Origin of the sequence: Nonomuraea turcica (genome assembly GCF_030718205.1) — a bacterium.
Lineage (GTDB): Bacteria > Actinomycetota > Actinomycetes > Streptosporangiales > Streptosporangiaceae > Nonomuraea.
In genome coordinates this window covers 104,831-122,692 of sequence record NZ_JAUZQF010000006.1, presented here as the reverse complement: position 1 = coordinate 122,692, position 17,862 = coordinate 104,831, and the positions used below count along the sequence as shown (strand labels likewise).

Annotated in this window: 17 protein-coding genes, 1 tRNA gene and 1 pseudogene; 11 read left to right on the top strand and 8 right to left on the bottom strand. The window is 68.3% G+C overall.

The window, feature by feature from the left end; all coding sequences use genetic code 11:
- Positions 1-87: 87 nt before the first annotated feature.
- From Q9G87_RS17315 to Q9G87_RS17300, 4 genes and pseudogenes are all read right to left on the bottom strand, one after another.
- Positions 88-264 carry a hypothetical protein gene (locus tag Q9G87_RS17315; protein ID WP_305917740.1) on the bottom strand — a complete coding sequence of 59 codons (177 nt, stop codon included), beginning with the start codon at positions 262-264 and terminating at the stop codon, positions 88-90.
- Between the two features lie 86 nt (positions 265-350).
- Positions 351-524 (bottom strand): annotated as a pseudogene (locus tag Q9G87_RS17310) (Scr1 family TA system antitoxin-like transcriptional regulator); the annotation flags it as partial.
- 436 nt (positions 525-960) lie between these two features.
- Positions 961-1,920, bottom strand: a complete 960-nt coding sequence (locus Q9G87_RS17305; protein WP_305917393.1) for an aminoglycoside phosphotransferase family protein — start codon at positions 1,918-1,920, stop codon at positions 961-963.
- Between the two features lie 95 nt (positions 1,921-2,015).
- Complete coding sequence (locus Q9G87_RS17300; protein WP_305917392.1) at positions 2,016-2,336, bottom strand: hypothetical protein; 321 nt, start codon at positions 2,334-2,336, stop codon at positions 2,016-2,018.
- Between the two features lie 219 nt (positions 2,337-2,555).
- Here Q9G87_RS17300 and Q9G87_RS17295 point away from each other — a divergent pair, with 219 nt between their 5' ends.
- The 5 genes from Q9G87_RS17295 to Q9G87_RS17275 all read left to right on the top strand — a co-directional run bounded on the left by Q9G87_RS17295 (position 2,556) and on the right by Q9G87_RS17275 (position 6,235).
- A complete protein-coding gene (locus tag Q9G87_RS17295) occupies positions 2,556-3,083 on the top strand; it encodes a hypothetical protein (protein ID WP_305917391.1) in 528 nt (175 codons plus the stop codon).
- Between the two features lie 149 nt (positions 3,084-3,232).
- Positions 3,233-3,712, top strand: coding sequence for an RrF2 family transcriptional regulator (locus Q9G87_RS17290; protein WP_305917390.1), 480 nt, complete (start codon positions 3,233-3,235; stop codon positions 3,710-3,712).
- 42 nt (positions 3,713-3,754) lie between these two features.
- Positions 3,755-4,927 (top strand): MFS transporter, encoded by a 1,173-nt coding sequence (locus Q9G87_RS17285; protein WP_305917389.1) that lies wholly within the window; start codon positions 3,755-3,757, stop codon positions 4,925-4,927.
- Positions 4,928-4,948: 21 nt separating this feature from the next.
- Entirely contained in the window at positions 4,949-5,353 is a 405-nt protein-coding gene (locus Q9G87_RS17280; protein WP_305917388.1) for a RidA family protein, read from the top strand.
- A 450-nt stretch (positions 5,354-5,803) separates the two neighbouring features.
- The gene (locus Q9G87_RS17275; protein ID WP_305917387.1) at positions 5,804-6,235 is read left to right on the top strand and encodes an SRPBCC domain-containing protein; all 432 of its coding nucleotides are present in this window, start codon (positions 5,804-5,806) and stop codon (positions 6,233-6,235) included.
- A 233-nt stretch (positions 6,236-6,468) separates the two neighbouring features.
- On the opposite strand, the gene Q9G87_RS17270 is transcribed toward Q9G87_RS17275, so the two are convergent.
- From Q9G87_RS17270 to Q9G87_RS17260, 3 genes are all read right to left on the bottom strand, one after another.
- Positions 6,469-6,600 (bottom strand): hypothetical protein, encoded by a 132-nt coding sequence (locus Q9G87_RS17270; RefSeq protein WP_305917386.1) that lies wholly within the window; start codon positions 6,598-6,600, stop codon positions 6,469-6,471.
- Positions 6,597-7,022: a magnesium transporter CorA family protein gene (locus tag Q9G87_RS17265; RefSeq protein WP_305917385.1), complete on the bottom strand. Its 426-nt coding sequence runs from the start codon at positions 7,020-7,022 to the stop codon at positions 6,597-6,599. Before Q9G87_RS17265 ends, Q9G87_RS17270 begins: the two co-directional genes overlap by 4 nt.
- Before the next feature lie 197 nt (positions 7,023-7,219).
- Positions 7,220-7,305, bottom strand: a tRNA-Leu gene (locus Q9G87_RS17260).
- Between the two features lie 340 nt (positions 7,306-7,645).
- Here Q9G87_RS17260 and Q9G87_RS17255 point away from each other — a divergent pair.
- Together Q9G87_RS17255 and Q9G87_RS17250 are read left to right on the top strand one after the other, a co-directional pair.
- Positions 7,646-8,230 carry a hypothetical protein gene (locus Q9G87_RS17255; protein ID WP_305917384.1) on the top strand — a complete coding sequence of 195 codons (585 nt, stop codon included), beginning with the start codon at positions 7,646-7,648 and terminating at the stop codon, positions 8,228-8,230.
- Between the two features lie 199 nt (positions 8,231-8,429).
- Entirely contained in the window at positions 8,430-10,502 is a 2,073-nt protein-coding gene (locus tag Q9G87_RS17250; RefSeq protein ID WP_305917383.1) for a chaplin family protein, read from the top strand.
- Between the two features lie 157 nt (positions 10,503-10,659).
- Here the strand turns inward: Q9G87_RS17250 and Q9G87_RS17245 are convergent, their stop codons facing one another.
- Complete coding sequence (locus Q9G87_RS17245; protein ID WP_236667176.1) at positions 10,660-10,827, bottom strand: DUF5703 family protein; 168 nt, start codon at positions 10,825-10,827, stop codon at positions 10,660-10,662.
- A gap of 208 nt (positions 10,828-11,035) precedes the next feature.
- Between Q9G87_RS17245 and topA the strand changes: the two genes are divergently transcribed.
- The 4 genes from topA to tmk all read left to right on the top strand — a co-directional run bounded on the left by topA (position 11,036) and on the right by tmk (position 17,861).
- Positions 11,036-13,726, top strand: a complete 2,691-nt coding sequence (gene topA / locus Q9G87_RS17240; RefSeq protein WP_305917382.1) for a type I DNA topoisomerase — start codon at positions 11,036-11,038, stop codon at positions 13,724-13,726.
- Between the two features lie 14 nt (positions 13,727-13,740).
- Entirely contained in the window at positions 13,741-15,057 is a 1,317-nt protein-coding gene (locus tag Q9G87_RS17235; protein WP_305917381.1) for a metallophosphoesterase, read from the top strand.
- Positions 15,058-15,127: 70 nt separating this feature from the next.
- Entirely contained in the window at positions 15,128-15,670 is a 543-nt protein-coding gene (locus tag Q9G87_RS17230; protein WP_305917380.1) for a helix-turn-helix transcriptional regulator, read from the top strand.
- A 139-nt stretch (positions 15,671-15,809) separates the two neighbouring features.
- Positions 15,810-17,861 carry a dTMP kinase gene (gene tmk, locus Q9G87_RS17225; RefSeq protein WP_305917379.1) on the top strand — a complete coding sequence of 684 codons (2,052 nt, stop codon included), beginning with the start codon at positions 15,810-15,812 and terminating at the stop codon, positions 17,859-17,861.
- The last annotated feature ends 1 nt before the right edge of the window (position 17,862 follow it).

The following is a 17,862-nucleotide window of genomic DNA, read 5'->3' as shown; positions in this document are numbered from 1 at the left end:
CCGGGACGATACGACAGCAGGCGAACTGCCGCCACGGCTCATGATCTGCTCCACCGCGCCTCCAAATGGCAGCGCGCCGTCAGGGCGCTACTGGCCATCGACGGCTTGGATCGCCTTGGTGATCAATGTGCGTGCGGCTTTGCCGGACACCGCCAGGGCGGCCAGTTCGGCGAACGCCCCGGCGTACAGGGCGATCTCGTGGGGCTGTGTGACCCTGAGGTGGCCGGAGACGAGTTCGACGGTGACCTCTGCGTCGTCGAACATGAAGAATCCTCCACAGGCCACATGGTGGACCGGTGGGCGTCGAGGGGGATGATGCTGAGCGAAATCGAGGGTAGGGCGCTCACCGTGAGCAGATGGCCGAGTTGTCCTGCCATGACGTCGGCCCCTGCGATTGGCGCGCGTGGGACGCTCTCCTCCAGAACAACGGCGAACCGATGGTCGCCCTCGTGGATGACGTGCTGCTTGTCCACCCGCATCTGAACCGCTGCCTCGACATCGTCTCGGAGACCGCGACGCCGCATGAGTGCCGACAGGATGGCGGCGATGTAGGCACGGGTTTGCAACGGTCCGGGATGCGCTTGGAGGAGTAGATGCGGAAGCGGCGTGTCCGCTCCCATCGAGGCACGACCGCCTCCTGAGCCTTCTTCAGCCCAGTACGTTCCATGTGCCGCCCGTGTAGGAGGCGGCGTGCCAGGCCAACGGCCAGGCGTCCACCGGAACCCGCACCCCCAGCCGCGTCATGGCGTGGTCCACGTCGAACGACCCGCCGCCGCGCCTCCCGGGTGCTGTCGGCCGTTCCTTGACGCCTAGGACGATGGGCTCCCTTACCTGACGACAATTAAGAGTTCGGCCCACCCAGGACGGGCGTACTGCCTCCGCATTTCCTGGTCCACGAACAGGTCCGCGAGATGGCAGTTACCGGCCGACCAGACGCTGGCGTGGAAGAAGTGGCTGTAGTCACGACACCTGGGCGCTGAACAGGGTGTTGCGGCGCAACTGCTCGGCGCACCATCGGAAGTGCCCGTCGTTGTCGTCCATGCCGAAGAGATCGTAGGTGGTGAGGGCGTATACGGCCTGGTAGACGGTGAGGGCGGCGGGCGCGTAGCCGAGTTCCTGTGCGAAGAACCGGGTGAGTTCCGCGGTGTTCTCCTCGGCGTACGGGCCGTACATGTCCCAGACGGCTGCGGTGACGGCCGCCTCGAAGGCCGGGTCGCCTGCGGTCGTATAGAAGCCGAAGTCGAGTACGGCGACGGGTCGGCTGGCGGCGTCGGTATGGATGTTGGGCGGGACGAGGTCGCCGTGGATCGCTGTGACCGGAGCATCGGGAAGCGACCGCAGGGCGTTCAGCGTGCGTTCGACCCCCGCGCCGAAGTTCGGCACCTGCCCGGCCAGCGCAGCGCCGTGCCGGGCCGCTGCTCGAACGACCAGGGCCGCGAGCGCGTCCTGGAAGCGGTCGTGATCCTGCCACAGCGGACGGTCATCGCCCTGGACGGTCAGCTGGCGCATCGCGTCCGTACCCGGCACCGAGGCGAGGCCACGCAGGACGGCAAGCAGCGCGTTCCTGTGGTGGACGGGCAGCGTGCGCTCGTAGTCCGCGTGCGCGGAATCGCGACGCATTGGGACGCCAGGTAGCTCACGCTCGTACGTCACCACGATGCCCTCGTGCTCCTGGACCTCGAAGATCTCCGGGGTGGCGAATGGCAGTCGGTGTCGTGCGATGTCCGCATAAACCTGGCGGGTGAGCTCGGTCGGCGGCCGACCGGTCCACACCTTGGCGACCTTGCCGTCGCCCAGCCTGTAGACGACGCCCTCGACGCCGGCGCCGATACGGCTGGCCCCTGGGTGTCCGCGGTCGCCGAAGTATCCGGGCCACGGATCAGCGGCTGGGGCTGCTTCGGCCTTGGGCGAGATCTCCATCTGCGCATTAGATCAGCAGCTGTACCGGCCCGACCAGGCGTATTCGGGCAGCGCCACATCCAGGACGCAGGTGGCTTTCCGAGACATGCACTAGGTCAGGCGCAGATCGCCAGGAGCTCCGCGAGGCGTTCACGGTTCCCGGCCACCCCGGAGGGGGCGAAGGAGGCGGAAGACCGGCGGCGGAGCAGGAACTCGCCTCCCTTGCTCGCCGCCGCACCGCCGAGCTGGCTCGTGACCAAGTCCAACCTCCTGTGCGAGCAGATCGCGAAGCTCACGGCGGAGCGCTTGACCGCCTGGGAGCGGCAGGCGGTCAGCGCCGCATCGCCGCCGAATCGGTGCGGACCGTACTCGTCCACCACCGGCCCGTGCCCGCGCAAGCGGCGCCACAACCTGAGCTGGGCAGGTTGTGGATCCACAAGCCGCGGTGGACGAGCACGCCGCAGTGGCGGCCGTCCCGCTTGAGGCAGTCGATCGAATGCCACCACATGAGGGATCTCCGAGAGGGCCGATTTCGTGAAAGCCAGCGCCGGTAGGTGATCCGGGTGCGGCGGCGCCTGCCCGCAACTCGCGAATCCCCAACAACCAATCCGAACTATCACTAAGGTGATCAAGTCAAAGATCAAGGAGAAAACACTATGAACCGAACCAACGCCCTACGGATCGGCCGCTCGGCGTTGGTAGTGGCGCTGGCGGGCGGGCTCGTGCCGGCCGCCGTCGCGCCCGCCGCGTTCGCCACCCAGAAGGCGACGCTGGGACCGTACGGGTACGGCAACCTGAAGCTCGGCATGAGCGCCGCGAAGGCCAAAGCGACCGGGAGAATCGTCCGCAAATCAGTCGGGGACCACGCCAGATGCACGGGCTGGGACCTGAAGGAGAACCCGTACCCCAACTACCGGGTGGGGATGTACATCTCCCAGAAGTACGGCGTGACCATGATCGTCGCGCCCTCTGGCCTCAAGACGCCCCAGGGCATCGGCATCGGCTCCACCAGGGCGCAACTGAAGACCGCCTACCCCGACCTGCGGCGTGGTCCGGGCGGCTATCCGACGGCCGGCGTGCCGGGCAACAAGAAGGCGCTCTACCTCTTCTACGTGTCTAACAAGACCAACCAGGTCGCCGGGATGACGTTGGTTCTCGCCAAGCACGATTGCCGCAGGTACTAGCGATCTTCGGTCGCGGGTGGTGACCACCCGCGCGCCCGTCCGGGGAGTGGCTCAGCCACGACATCTGCCCCTCACGCCAGCACTGCGGCGCGGAGAGTGTCGCCGCGTTGCATGGAATATTCTGGATATGTATTATCCAGAATATGCAGATGAGTGAGGGCGTGGAGTGGGCGTTGCACACATGCCTGAACCTGGCCTGGGTCGAGGACGACTATCCCGTGCCGGCCGCCGCCCTGGCCGATTACTTCAAGCTGCCTCCCGCTTACCTCAACAAGCAGTTGCAGGCGCTGGCGCGATCCGGAATCGTGTCGTCGACCTCCGGCCCGCGAGGCGGGTTTCAACTCGCTCGCATGCCGGAGGACATCACTGTGCTGGACGTGGTGGTGGCCATCGAAGGCTCTGAGGAAGTGTTCCGATGCGCTGAGATCCTGCGCGACGCCCCGGACGGCGAGATGGAGATCGACTATCGGAGTACGTGCGTGATCTCCCAGGTCATGCGGAAGGCTGAGCTGGCCTGGCGGAAAGAGCTGGCCGGTCAGACCTTGGCCGACGTGAAGGTCACGGTCGAGTCGCGGTTTCCTGCGGTGCCGGGCCAGACGCGCCATGGGCTGCGGAACCGGCGAGCCTGAATGCCTTCTCGCAAGAAGGTCTTCCTTTGGAGAAAATTCTAGATGTTTCCTATCCAGTTAGAGGAAAAGACGCGGGGATGGCTCGCGGTTCTGGCGGTAACGCTGGGAATCTTCTCGTTGATGACGTCGGAGCTTCTGCCCGTGGGCCTGCTCACACCGATCGGCGAGGCGCTGGACGTCTCCGCGGGCACGGCCGGGCTGATGGTCACCGTGCCGGGGCTCGTCGCCGGACTGACCGCGCCCCTGCTCACCGTACGGGGTGCAGCGGTGGACCGGCGGCTCATGCTGGCCTGGCTGGTCGGCCTGATGGCGGCGGCGAACCTGATCTGCGCGCTCGCTCCGCACTTCGCCGTCGTGCTGGCGGCCCGTGTCGTGATCGGGGTGAGCGTCGGAGGCTTCTCGGCCATTGCGGGCGGGCTCGCCGCTCGGCTGGTGCCGCCCCAGCAGGCTGGCGCCGCGACCGCCGTCATCTTCGGCGGCGTCTCCACGGCCTCCGTGCTCGGTGTTCCAGCCGGGACGCTGATCGGGGAGGTCGCCGGATGGCGGGGTGGATTCGCCGCCGTCGGAGTCCTGGGCCTGACCGCGCTGGCCGGGCTGCTTCTCCTGGTGCCTCGCCTGCCCTCGCAGAAGACGATCAACTTCGCCGACCTGTCCGCACTTTTGCGGACGAACATGGGCGTGCGGGTCGGCGTGGTCGTCACCGTCTTGCTGATCAGCGGGCACTTCGCCGCTTACACCTTCGTCCGCCCCCTGCTTCACGATCTCGCAGGGCTCGACGACAGCCTGATCGGCGCGGTGCTGATGCTGTACGGCCTGGCGGGCATCGCCGGCAACTTCGTCGCCGGCCACCGGGTGTCCAGGCAACTGAGCGGAACGCTCCTGCTGATCGCCGCCACCCTCGCCGCGGCCACGGCGCTGTTCGCCCTCGCTGCCGCGGGGCCGCTCACAGGCACCGTCCTGCTGGTCGTATGGGGCCTGGCCTACGGCGGGGTCTCAGTGACGCTGCAGACCTGGATGCTCCGGGCCGCACCCGACATGACCGAATCCGCGTCATCACTTTTCGTGGCGGCCTTCAATCTGTCCATCGCCTTCGGCGCTCTGGTCGGCGGGCTCACCGCCGACCAGAGCGCCACCGTCGGCGTCTTGTGGGTGGCCTGCGGGCTGACCCTGGTCGCCGCACTAACCGTCGCCGTCCGCAACAAGCAGACGCTCTAACTCATCAGAAGGGACCCAACCATGACCCACACCATCATCAACCCCAAGACCCTGCACAACCCGGTCGGATTCGGCTACAGCCACATCGCACGCGCCTCCGGAGAGATCGTCTTCATCGCGGGCCAGTACGCCTCCGACAGCGACGGCCACGTCACCTCTGAGGACTTCGCCGAGCAGGTTGAGCAGTCGTTCGCGAACCTGAGCAGCGCGCTGGCCGCGACCGATCTGGACTACAGCCACGTGGTGCAAATCCGCACCCATATCGTCGGCCACGACGCCGCCAAACTGGAGATCCTCGCCAAGGCCATCCATGGGATCTGGGGGGACCTTCCCCCCACGCAGACACTCACCGGAGTGGCTGCGCTCGCCCTGCCCGGCATGCTGTTCGAGGTGGACGCCGTCGCGCTCGCCGGGGACGGCTCCTGACATGAGCGCCGCGGGAGAGGGTCGGCGGGTTAGGTGAGGCAAGCCTGCTGCTCCATGCCAACACGCCCTACTACGGCAGCGGATCCCGCTCTCCAAGACCACGTACCGTCACCACCGCATTCGTGCCAGAGCCTCAGGCCGGACAGGCTCCCGACGCATGTCGTACTGGAGGCGGTCGGCGGTGGCCATCACGGCCGGCAGCAACGCTTGCCCCGTGACGGTGCCATCGGCTGCGGAAGCCGTGGAACGACTTGCCGGAAGGTACGGTCCATTGTCGCCCCCAAGACGGTACATCAGTGTGATATGGATCACATGCCGCGAATGGTTGGGTTGTCGATACTCGGCCGCTCCTGTTCGTCTCGAAAGTAGAGGACGCCGATGTCCGGTCCGGTTCTCGGCGTGCCGGGATGCTGAGCGATTGTCCTCATCAGATTCTCGATTGGAGGGCCCGTGGAGAGTCTCCACGTCGACCTGTATCTGCGCGCATCGCCCGATGACGTCTGGGCAGCGTTGACCGATCCACAGCTGGTGCCGCGGTGGCGCTTTGGCATGTCCTTCCAGACCGACTGGCAGCCCGGCTCGCCGCTGTCCAGCCGATCCCCCAACGGTGATGGCACCGTTCTGCAGGCCGTACGCGGGCGGGGGCTTGTTTACGAATGGAGCCAAACTGATCAGCCGCAGGCCAACGGCGGGCATCCCTCGACGGTCTCGTTCGAGCTGACGCCGATGGGGGAGGTGACTCGATTGACCGTGGTGCACAGCGACCTGGAATCGGAGGGCGCGTTCCTCAAGGTGGTCGCCCCGGGTTGGCCCATGATTCTCTCCAGTCTCAAGAGCCTGATCGAGACGGGAGAACCACTGTCGTTCCAGGCGCGCTCCTGACCCGACCCATCGGGCCACGTCGCGGTAGGCGGTGGCGCCCAGGTGTCGCTTATCAGCGTCATCGCCAGGTAGGGCACCAGTAGGGCGAGGGTGCGGTGGGTGTCGGCCACGAAGGCGGTGTCGGTCACCGCGCCGCCCACCGCATCCATGGCTCATGGTCGAACCGCAGGAACGTGAGGACGTAGGCGTCGCACTCGTCTCGCAAGGCCTGCTTGCGGGCGCGCTGCTGGTCATTAGGGCGTGGCGCCGGCGGAACGGGGGTCGAGCAGGATGAGGACGGTTAGCAGGACGATCCAGGCGATGACGGCAGCCAGCAGGATCCGGCTGGAGGAAAGCCCGCGGGGCGGGAACTTCGGCGTCTTCACAGCCACCCGCTCTTGCGCAGCAGCCGGTGGACGATGATCACGGCGATGACCATCTTGCGCATGTCGGCGTTCTGCTGCATGGCTGCGGTGCTGTGCTCTCGGCTCACCAGGGCCAGGTGCGCGCTCAGGGCGCTGGTCAGTAACTCGTTGTGCTCGTCGACCTGGGCGTCCACTCGAAGCAGGTGATCCAGCACGTCGCGGAAGTGCTCGCGGGCGACGGTGCACAGCTCCACCTGGCCTTTGACGATCTCCTCCAGGACTGGCACCAGCGGGTCCTGGGCTGCGCGGAACTCCAGCACCTCGCGTTTGAGGGAGTAGATGTCCTCGGTGAACTCACCGCCACCCAGACACAGATCGGTTGGGCTGAGCTGCGGGCGTGGTCTCGTCGGAAAGTCTCGCGCCGTCGAAGCGGTGCAGGGCATGGCGGTGTGGATGTCCCTTGTCGGGTAGGCCGGTCTTCCGGCGATCCAGCGCGACGCCGTCGACAGCTTCGCCGCAATCACGGGCGGCAACGGCTGATCAAGGCCGGGAAGTTTCAGAGCAGCATCACGGCTCGTTCCGGTGGCGAAAACACAAAAGCCCCGAGCCTGTGACCTGCACAAACTCGGGGTCTCCTGGGTGTCCGAGGGGGGACTTGAACCCCCATGCCCATCACTGGGCACTAGCACCTCAAGCTAGCGCGTCTGCCTATTCCGCCACCCGGACTTGGTGCCTGCACGCGAGACCGTCATCTCGCGTCGGCTCAGTAAGGTTAGCAAACTCTACGGAGTGCGTCATACCAAGAATCCGGTCACTCTTCGAAGACCTCTTGGTGGGGCCGGATTGGGGCGGGTTGGGGGCGCTGATGGCGGCGTCTTGGTGTGGGTGCCGGCCGGATGGGGTGATTGGGGCTGGTTTGGGAGTTGTGCGGTTGGCGAATTCCTGGAACTCACGTGAAAAGAGGGTTGCGGCGACCTTGCGTGCTGCTACGGTTACGGACCGTTGAGGGATGAGTCCTCGGAACGTCCTCATGGTGTGGGGTCGGTTCTGGAGTCCGGGAGGTCACGTGGTGCGCGCGGCAGTGCAGCAGTCGAGGGAGATGTCCCTCGCTGCGTGCCGTCTGCCCGTGGCCCATCCGGAGCAGGACGCGGCTGACGATCGGGTTCGCCGGATGGCGCGGTTCGCGGCCGGTGCCCGACGGGTCGTCGTGCGGGCAGTCATGATCGGTGCCCTCGCGGTCGCCGGGTGGCTGCTCGCTGTTCTGTTCGGCATGCTCACCGCTGCTCCGGCAGCTGCGGACGTCACCGCCACGGCGGATTCCGCCGTGGCGGAAGCGGTGCCCCATGCCCTCGTGGGCTCGGATCAGGGCTCGGCGTCGATCAACGCGGAGGCCATGGCCGGGCGCACGGTCGACGGGCTCAACAGCCAGCGGGATCCTGGCCTTCCATCACCGTCCACTGCCGGAAAGATCCTGGACACCAATGGCTTGGTGCCCAATGGCGGTGGCAGCGGCCCGTTCGGTGCCGCTACGGGGGACATCGCGAGGTCCGTCTTCGACCCGCGGCTCCAGGCGCGGCGCGCTCTCCCGGCGTACGTGCTGCCCCCCGTCGTCCGCACAGCGGCGGACGACCCTTCTTTCTCACCTGACTGACCCCCGCCTTCACATCGCACTGATCGGCATCTTCATGCCACAGCGGCGGAGCGCGGCTTGATCCCCTCCGCCGGCGGGTGACACGTCAGTCAAACCGGTTCGCGGTCTCGAGGTCTCCGCTGTGCGTGAACCTCATCTGGTCTCGGGCTGCCCGCGATCTGTTCAGGTATCCCCCCAAGAACCACTAGGAGCATTCATCATGCGTACGTGGGCCAAGGCATCGACCCCTGCCGCCTTTCTCGCGGTGGCGGTCATGTCGTTCGGCGGCGGCACCGCCCTCGCCGACACCTCAGGCGACGGTTCCATCGGCGGCGGCAACCAGATTGACCTGCCGATCTCTCTCCCCATCGACATCAGCGGCAACTCGGTCGCGGCGGCCGGCTCGGCGGAGGCCTCCTCGCAGGGCGGCGCCGAGGTGGTGAACAACGGCAGGAGCGGCATCTCCGGCAGGACCTCGGGTGACGATTCCGTCGGCGGCGGCAACCAGATCAACGTTCCGATCAGCGCCCCGGTCAACGCCTGCGGCAACGCGATCGCGCTGTTCGGCGAGGCCGACGCCGGCTGCAAGGGCGGCGCGAGCGTTCGCAACCAGGGCAAGGGCGGCGCGGGCGGCAACCGTACCTCCGGGGACGGGAGCGTGCTCGGCGGCAACCAGATCACCGCGCCCATCTCCGCCCCGCTGAACGCCTGCGGCAACGCGGTGGCGATCTTCGGCGACGCTACGGCGGGGTGCAAGGGCGGCGCGACCGTCTACGGCACCGGCGCGGGCGGCAACCGTACGTCCGGTGAGGGGAGCGTGCTGGGCGGCAACCAGGCCGTCGCGCCCATCAGCGCGCCGATCAACCTCTGCGGCAACTCGGTGGCCGTGTTCGGGCGGGCGTTCTCGGGCTGCAAGGGCGGCTCTTCCGTGACCAGCGGCGGGCCGAGCTACCGCAAGCACCACAGGAGCGCGGGCAACGACACCGACGGGCGCTTCGGCGCGGGCAGCGGCAACCAGGTCGTGGCCCCGGTCAGCCTGCCGGTCGAGGTCTGCGGCAACGCCGCGGGCAACGCCACCGCGGGATGCAACGGTGGCGCCGAGGTTCGCAACTCCGGTGCGGGCGGCAACCGTACGTCGGGAGTGGGCGGTGTGCTGAGCGGGAACCAGGCGGTCGCGCCGATCAGTGCGCCCGTCAACGTCTGCGGCAACGCGGCCGCCGCGCTCGGGCACGCCTTCGCCGGCTGCAAGGGCGGCGCCAAGGTCCGCAACTCCGGCGCGGGCGGCAACCGTACGTCGGGAGTGGGCGGTGTGCTAAGCGGGAACCAGACGGTCGCGCCGATCAGTGCGCCCGTCAACGTCTGCGGCAACGCGGCCGCGGTGCTCGGGGCCTCCGAGGCCCACTGCAAGGGCGGCGCGGGGGTCTCGCCGGGTAACGGCGGCGGCAACCGGACGTCCGGCAGGGGCGGTGTGCTGGCCGGTAACCAGATCGTGGCGCCGATCGCCGCGCCGGTGAACGTCTGCGGCAACGCCGTGGCCGTCCTGGGCGACGCGGCGGCCGGATGCCTGGGCGGGGCGAACGTCGGCAGGCCCGGACACGAGAGTTCCGGCGGCTCGTACGGGCGCACCCACGCCACCGTCAGCAAGACCGCGACCGCGAAGAGCGGCCTGCTGCCCATGCTGGCCGGCGTCCCGGCCCTGGGCGGCCTCCAGGGTGTCCCGGCCGTCGGGGCTCTCGAGAGTGTTCCAGGGGCCGAGGTCCTGGAGAGCGTCCCCGTCGCGGGCGCGTTGAAGGAGACCGTCGGTGGCGTCTCCGCGGTGACCGAGCAGGTGCAGGGTCTGGCGGATGGCGCTCGGCTGCAGGACCTCGCCGGCGCCGCGCAGCTCGACGCCGTTTCCGGTCTCACGCAGCAGGTGACCGCGGTGCCGCTGGTCGAGGACGTCGCCAGGACGTTCGGCCTGCCGCAGCTGCCCGAGCTGCCCGGCCTGCCCGTCCACGCCCAGGCCCCGGCCAAGGCGTCGAAGACCGCGCAGTCCCGTCCGGCGCCGGCCCGCTCGTCCTCCCCGCTCAGCACGGCGACCGACCTGATCTCCTCCACTCCCGTCGGCGGCGCGGTGACCTCCGTCACCCGGGGCCTGCCGATCGGCGGCATCGGCCTGATGAGCGCCGAGCAGCCCGCCGGCCTCACCGGGATGAACCCGAGCTCGCTGCTCGCCCTCGCACTCGGCGCCATGTTCGCCGCGTCGGCGACGCTGTTCGCGTCGGCCCGCCGCATCCGGTTCGCCCGCAAGTAGTCCCGCCACACCTTCCGGCTTCGACCCGGCCGGAAGTGAGGGATTCGGCGAGTCCGTATACAGGTACGGCTGCTGCTCGCAGCCCGTGAGCAGTCAGCGATAGATGCTTTGCCCGTTCCGGGGGCGCGGCCTGGGACGGGCAAAGCCATGTCCGCGTTCAGAGCGTCCGGCGGACCCGCATAATCTTGCGGCGTAGCCGTACGTGACGGCTCCCGTCGGGGTGGACGCGTACGCGCGCGAGCTCCCATTGACCGTACTCTGCGTGTTCGGTCAGCAGCTGACGTGCTGCTTCGCGAGTGAGGTCGCGCGGAATGAAGATATCCATGTAGGAGTAGTCGAGCACAACGATTAGTCTCCAGGGTGAGTCAGGGCGCCATGCCGCTCGATGGGCCTTATTCTGCGTGCTTGTGGGTGGACCCGGAAGGTAGTGGGTAGCCCGGGGGAAGGAAATTTCCGCGAGTCGGGTTACCTTTCAGTCTGTGCCGACTCCCGGCAGGGGGATTTTGCTAGCGAACAGCGAGGTAGGAAGCAGCGTGCCAGCCAAGAACGGCAGCGCCGGCGGAACACGCCTGGTGATCGTCGAGTCGCCGGCCAAGGCGAAGACGATCGCCGGGTACCTCGGGCGCGGCTACATCGTCGAATCGAGCATCGGCCACATCCGCGACCTGCCGGAGAAAGCCGACGACATCCCTGAGAAGTTCAAGGGGGCGCCATGGGCGCGTCTCGGGGTGAATGTCGAGCACGACTTCGAGCCGCTGTACGTCGTCAACCCCGACAAGCGGTCGCAGGTCGCCAAACTGCGGCAGCTGCTGAAGGACGCCGACGAACTCTATCTGGCCACCGACGAGGACCGCGAGGGCGAGGCCATCGCCTGGCACCTGCGCGAGGTGCTCAAGCCCAAGGTTCCGGTGCACCGCATGGTGTTCCACGAGATCACCCCGCAGGCCATCCGGGACGCCGTGGCCAACCCGCGCGACCTCAACCTCCGCCTGGTGGACGCCCAGGAGACCAGGCGCATCCTCGACCGGCTCTACGGTTACGAGGTCAGCCCCGTGCTGTGGAAGAAGGTCAAGCCCAAGCTGTCGGCGGGTCGCGTCCAGTCCGTGGCGACGCGGCTGGTGGTGGAGCGTGAGCGGGAGCGCATCGCGTTCACGTCCGCCCACTACTGGGACCTGCAGGCGTTGTTCGACACCAACAAGCCGGAGGAGCGTCCGCGTGACTTCACCGCGACGCTGACCCTGGTCGACGGCAAGCGGGTGGCGCAGGGCCGCGACTTCGCCAGCACCGGGCAGCTCAAGAACGCCGATGTGCTGCACCTGTCCGAGGCGGCCGCGGGCGAGCTCGCCGGGCGGCTCCAGGGGGTGTCGTTCGCGGTCAAGTCGGTCGAGCGCAAGCCGTACACGCGCAAGCCGTACGCGCCGTTCCGGACGACCACATTGCAGCAGGAGGCCAGCCGGAAGCTGGGATTCTCCGCCAAATACACGATGCAGGTCGCCCAGCGGCTCTACGAGAACGGCTTCATCACCTACATGCGTACCGACAGCATCACGCTGTCGGAGACGGCGATCGCGGCCGCGCGGTCGCAAGCGATCAAGCTGTACGGCCGCGAGTACGTCCCGGACAAGCCGCGCGTCTACAGCAGCAAGGTCAAAAGCGCCCAGGAGGCGCACGAGGCGATCCGGCCCTCTGGCGAGGAGTTCCGCACGCCGGGCGAGACCGGGCTGACGGGTGACCAGTTCCGCCTGTACGAGCTGATCTGGCAGCGGACCGTGTCCTCGCAGATGAAGGACGCGATCGGCGAGTCGGTCACGGTGAAGGTGAGCGGCAGGTCGTCGGCCGGCGAGGACGTCGAGTTCAGCGCGTCGGGCCGGACGATCACGTTCTACGGCTTCCTCAAGGCGTACGTGGAGGGGGCCGACGATCCATCGACCGACCGCGACGACTCCGAGAAGCGGCTGCCCAACCTGGCCGAAGGTGACCCGCTCAGCGTGACCAGGCTCGACGTGGCCGGCCACTCGACCAAGCCGCCCGCGCGTTACACCGAGGCGTCGCTGGTCAAGGAGCTGGAGGATCGGGAGATCGGGCGGCCGTCGACGTACGCTTCGATCATCGGGACGATCCTCGACCGCGGCTACGTGTTCAAGAAGGGCACGGCGCTGGTGCCGTCGTTCCTGGCGTTCGCCGTGGTCAACCTGCTGGAGCAGCATTTCGGCAACCTGGTCGACTACGACTTCACGGCCGACATGGAGAAGGTGCTCGACGACATCGCCAACGACCGGGCGGAGCGGGTGCCGGAGCTGCAGCGGTTCTATTACGGCTCCGACGGCGACGAGGGCCTGAAGGAGATGGTCACCGACCTCGGCGACATCGACGCCAAGGAGATCAGCTCGTTCCCGGTCAGGGGGTCGGACATCGTCCTGCGGGTCGGGCGGTACGGCCCCTACCTGGACAGGGAGGGCGCCCGGGTCAACGTGCCCGAGGACATGACGCCCGACGAGCTCACCGCCGAGAAGGCCGAGGAGCTGTTCTCGCGGCCGACGGGTGACCGCGAACTGGGGCACGACCCGGTGACCGGGCACATGATCGTGGCCAAGGACGGCCGGTACGGGCCTTATGTGACGGAGGTCCTGCCCGAGCCGTCCGTGGACGAAGAGGCTCCCAAGCGGCGGACGAAGAAGGCCGACGCGCCGAAGCCCCGTACGAGCTCGCTGTTCAAGACGATGTCGCTGGACACGATCACGCTCGAGGACGCGCTCAAGCTGCTGTCGATCCCCAGGGTCGTGGGCGAGCTGGAGGGCGAGGAGGTCACGGCGTACAACGGCAAGTTCGGGCCCTACCTGAAGAAGGGCACGGACTCGCGCTCGCTGGCCTCCGAGGAGGCCCTGCTCACGGTCACCATCGACCAGGCGAAGGAGCTGTTCGCGCAGCCCAAGCCGCGTGGGCGGCGGGCCGCTGCCGCGGCGCCGCTGCGCGAGCTGGGCGACGACCCCAACTCCAAGAAGCCGGTCGTGGTCAAGGAGGGGCGCTTCGGCCCCTACGTGACCGACGGCGAGACCAACGCCTCCCTGCGCAAGGGCGACACGGTCGAGGACATCACGATCGAGCGGGCGGCGGAGCTGCTGGCCGAGCGGCGGGAGCGGGCGCCGGCGCCGAAGAAGACCACCACGACGAGGAAGGCGCCGGCGAAAAAGCCTCCCGCGAAGAAGCCGGCTGCCAAATCGTAAGTAGCATCTAATACGTGGTGGTCCTGATCTTCGTCGGCCTGGTGCTGCTGGCGCACTATTACCTCTGGCACCGGCTGGTGCGTTCGACCACCGGCCCCGGGCGGCTGCGCAAGGCGCTGACCTGGGGCATGGTGGGCCTATTCGCGCTGGTCGTGGGCACGTTCGTCAGCACGCGGATGGAGTTCGGGCACTGGCTGGCCTGGCCGGGATACGTCTGGCTGGCGTTGCTGTTCTATCTGTTCCTGTTCTTGGTGGTGCTGGAGATTCCGCGGGCTGTGGCGGGGTTGTTCCTGCGCAGGGCCGAGCGGAAGCGGGCGCCGGAGGCCGAGTTCGAGCCTGTCCCGGTCCTGGCCGGCACGGCGGCGCCGGTCGAGGAGACCGCACCGGCTGAGACCGCGCCGGTTGAGACGGTTCCGCCGGTTGAGACGGTCCCGTCTGCTGAGGGGGCCGCCCTTGCTGAGGGGGCCGCGCCGGCTGAGAAGGCCGCGCCCCCTGCTCCGCTGAGCAGGCGGTTGTTCCTCGGGCGGGCCACCGCCGCCATCGCCGGGGCCGGCGCGCTGAGCGCGGTCGGCTACGGCATCACGAGCGCTCTGGGCGATCCGGTGCTCGAGCGGGTCAAGGTCACGCTGCCGAACCTGGACCAGCGGCTCGGCGGCCTGCGGTTCGCCGTGGTCAGCGACATCCATCTGGGACCGCTGACGGGCAAGGCCCACACCGAGCGCATCGTCCGCATGATCAACGAGCTCGAGGCCGACGTCGTCGCGATCGTGGGCGACCTGGTGGACGGGTCGGTGGCCCAGCTCGGCGCGCTGGCGCGGCCGCTGAAGGACCTCGAGTCCCGCTACGGGGCATATTTCGTGACCGGCAATCATGAATACTTCGCCCCCGGCGGGTTCGCCGAGTGGATCGAGGAGCTGGGGCAGCTCGGTGTGCGCCCGCTGCGAAACGAGCGCGTGGAGATCAGGCACCAGGGCGCCGTCCTCGACCTGGCCGGGGTGAACGACCTCAACGGCACCTCCCAGGGCGACGGCCCCGACTTCGACAAGGCCCTCGGCAACCGCGACACCAGCCGGTCCACGGTGCTGCTCGCGCATCAGCCGGTCCAAGTCGACCAGGCCGCCCGCCATGGCGTGGACCTGCAGCTGTCCGGGCACACGCACGGCGGTCAGATGGCGCCGTTCAGCCTGGTCGTGGGGCTGCAGCAGCCGGTGGTGTCCGGCCTGGCGACCGTGGACGGGGTGCAGGTCTACGTCACCAGGGGCGCCGGGTTCTGGGGGCCGCCCGTAAGGGTCGGGGCCCCGCCCGAGATCACGATGCTGGAACTCGCCTAGCGTAGTCGAGTGGCCACAGGGCGCCATGATGCCGTAGTATCCGGACGGATACGTACGGAAAGGATCATCCATGGTGTCCTCGCCGATGGAGGCGGCGCTGGCGTCTGGTGTCGCCATCTGGGCTGAGCGCGGTGGGCTGCTGTTCAAGCAGGCCAGGCACGCCGCGAGCATGAATCAGAAGGCACTGGCCACCGTCAGCGGCACGTCGCGGACCACGCTGTCGGCCTATGAGCACGGCAGGAAGTCGCCGACGCTCGAGACGGCCGGGCGCATCCTCGACGCAGCCGGGTTCCGGCTGGCGCTGGAGCCGAAGGTGGAGTTCGCCGCGCGGCCCTTTCCTGTGCCGAGCCGGTTGTGGCGGTTGCCGGTCGCCGCGGCGCTGGGGATGGCGCGGCTGCGTGGCCGTGACTACGACCTGGCCGACCGTGCGGAGCGGAGGGCGGCATACACGCTGTTGTTGTGCGAGGGCAGTCCTCAGGAACTACACGACCACGTGGACGGTGTGCTGCTCGCCGAGCTCTGGGACGATCTGGACCTGCCACCCGATATCCGGGCCGAGTGGGGCCCATTGGTAGCAGAGGCTCGAGATGGGACCGGAGTTTTCAATTGGTGATATTTTCGGGGACCCATTCGAGGTGTGTAACCTGCGCGCGGGGCCGCGTACGTAATACCCTCGGCCACGAGTCCGCCGGGAATATCCGGCTCGTCTCTTGTCCACCCGCTTCTGGTCAAGACCTGGATACCCTGAAATCATGACTGCCCCTGGCCGACGCCGCCCTACCCACGTGCTGGCCAACGCGCCGTTTCGACGGCTCTGGATGGCCATGTCGGTGTGCAGTCTGGGTGACTGGCTCAACATTCTGGCGCTGACCGCGCTGGCCGCCAACCTCACCCAAGGTGACGACTACCGTGTGCAGTCGCTGGCCGTCGGCGGTGTCTTCATCGCCAAGATGTTGCCGGCCGTGCTGCTCGGGCCGCTCGCGGGCGTGTTCGCCGACCGGTTCGACCGGCGGCTGACGATGTTCGCGGCGGACCTGGCCAGGTTCGCCGTGGTGCTGTCGATCCCGGTGGTCAACAGTTACCAGTGGATCATCGTGGCGACCATCCTGGTCGAGTGCGTCAACCTGTTCTGGGTCCCGGCCAAGGACGCCACGGTGCCCAATCTGGTGCCGAAGGAGCAGCTGGAGTCGGCCAACCGGCTCAACCTGCTGGTCACGTACGGCAGCGCGCCGGTCGCGGCCATGTTGTTCGCGGCGCTGTCCGTGGCGGGCGACCTGATCAGGACCGTCGTGCCGTTCCCTGCCGGCCGGGACGCCACCGGGCTGGCGCTGGTCGTCAACGCCTGCGCCTACCTGGTGTCGGCGTTCCTGATCTTCACGTTGCGTGACATCCCCAAGCGGGACGGCGCGATCTCCACTCCCTCTGTGCTCAAGCAGATCGTTGAGGGCTGGCGGTTCGTCGGCGGCAACCGGCTGGTGCGCGGGCTGATCATCGGCATGCTGGGGGCGTTCGCCGCCGGTGGGGCTGTGGTCGGCGTGGCGAGGATCTACGTGAGCACGCTGGGTGGCGGCGACGCGGCCTACGGTGTCGTGTTCGCGGCGGTCTTCGTCGGCATGGCGCTGGGCATGTTCTTCGGGCTCCGGCTGCTGCGCGAGTTGTCGCGGCGGCGGCTGTTCGGGGTGGCCATCACGGTGGCGGGGCTGGTCCTGGTCGCGATCGCGCTGGTGCACAACCTGGTGATCGTGGTCATGCTGACCGTGCTGCTCGGGGCGTGCGCCGGGATCGCCTGGATCATCGGCTACACGCTGATCGGGCTGGAGGTCGAGGACGGGCTGCGTGGCCGTACATTCGCGTTCCTGCAGTCCACGGCGCGCGTCACGCTGCTGCTCGTGGTCGCCGTCGCCAGCCCGCTGGCGGCGCTGTTCGGCGTGCACAGGCTGGAGCTGGGCGAGTTCGCCTACCGGTTCGACGGGACCAACCTGGTGCTGGTGGTCGGCGGGGTGCTCGCCACGATCGTCGGCCTCCTGGCGCTGCGCCACATGGACGACAGGAAGGGCGTCTCCCTGGCGGCGGATCTCATCGCGGCGGTGCGCGGCGAGCGCTTCCCCACCGAGGCCGTCGAGCACGTGCCGGGGTTGTTCGTGGCGTTCGAGGGCGGCGAGGGGTCGGGCAAGACGACCCAGGCGCGGCTGATCGCCATCTGGCTGCGCGACCAGGGATACGACGTCGTGCAGACGCGCGAGCCGGGCTCCACCAAGGTCGGCATGCGACTGCGGGCCATCCTGCTGGACGCGGCAGAGCGCGGGCTGTCGGCGCGCTCGGAGGCGCTGCTTTACGCCGCCGACCGGGCCGAGCACGTGGAAAAGGTGATCCGGCCGGCGCTCTACCGGGGCTCGCTGGTGATCACCGACCGCTACGTGGACTCGTCGCTGGCCTACCAGGGCGCGGGGCGGGCGCTCGATCCCAAAGACGTGTCCAAGATCAACGCTTGGGCGACGGGTGGGTTGGTGCCGCACCTGACCGTGCTCATCGATACGCCGCCCAAGCTGGGTCTGACCCGGCTGGGCGGGGCGGTCGACCGGATCGAGGCCGAGCCGCTGGAGTTCCACGAGCGGGTGCGCAAGGAGTTCCGGGCGCTGGCGGCGGCCGCGCCCGAGCGATATCTGGTCGTGGACGGCACCCAGCCGCTCGAGCTGATCACCCGGCAGATCCAGGACCGCATCCGCGACATTCTGCCCGACCCGGTCCCGGAGGAGGCGGAGGACGTCACGGGGACGATGCCGGCGATCCGCGACTGGGGGTGAG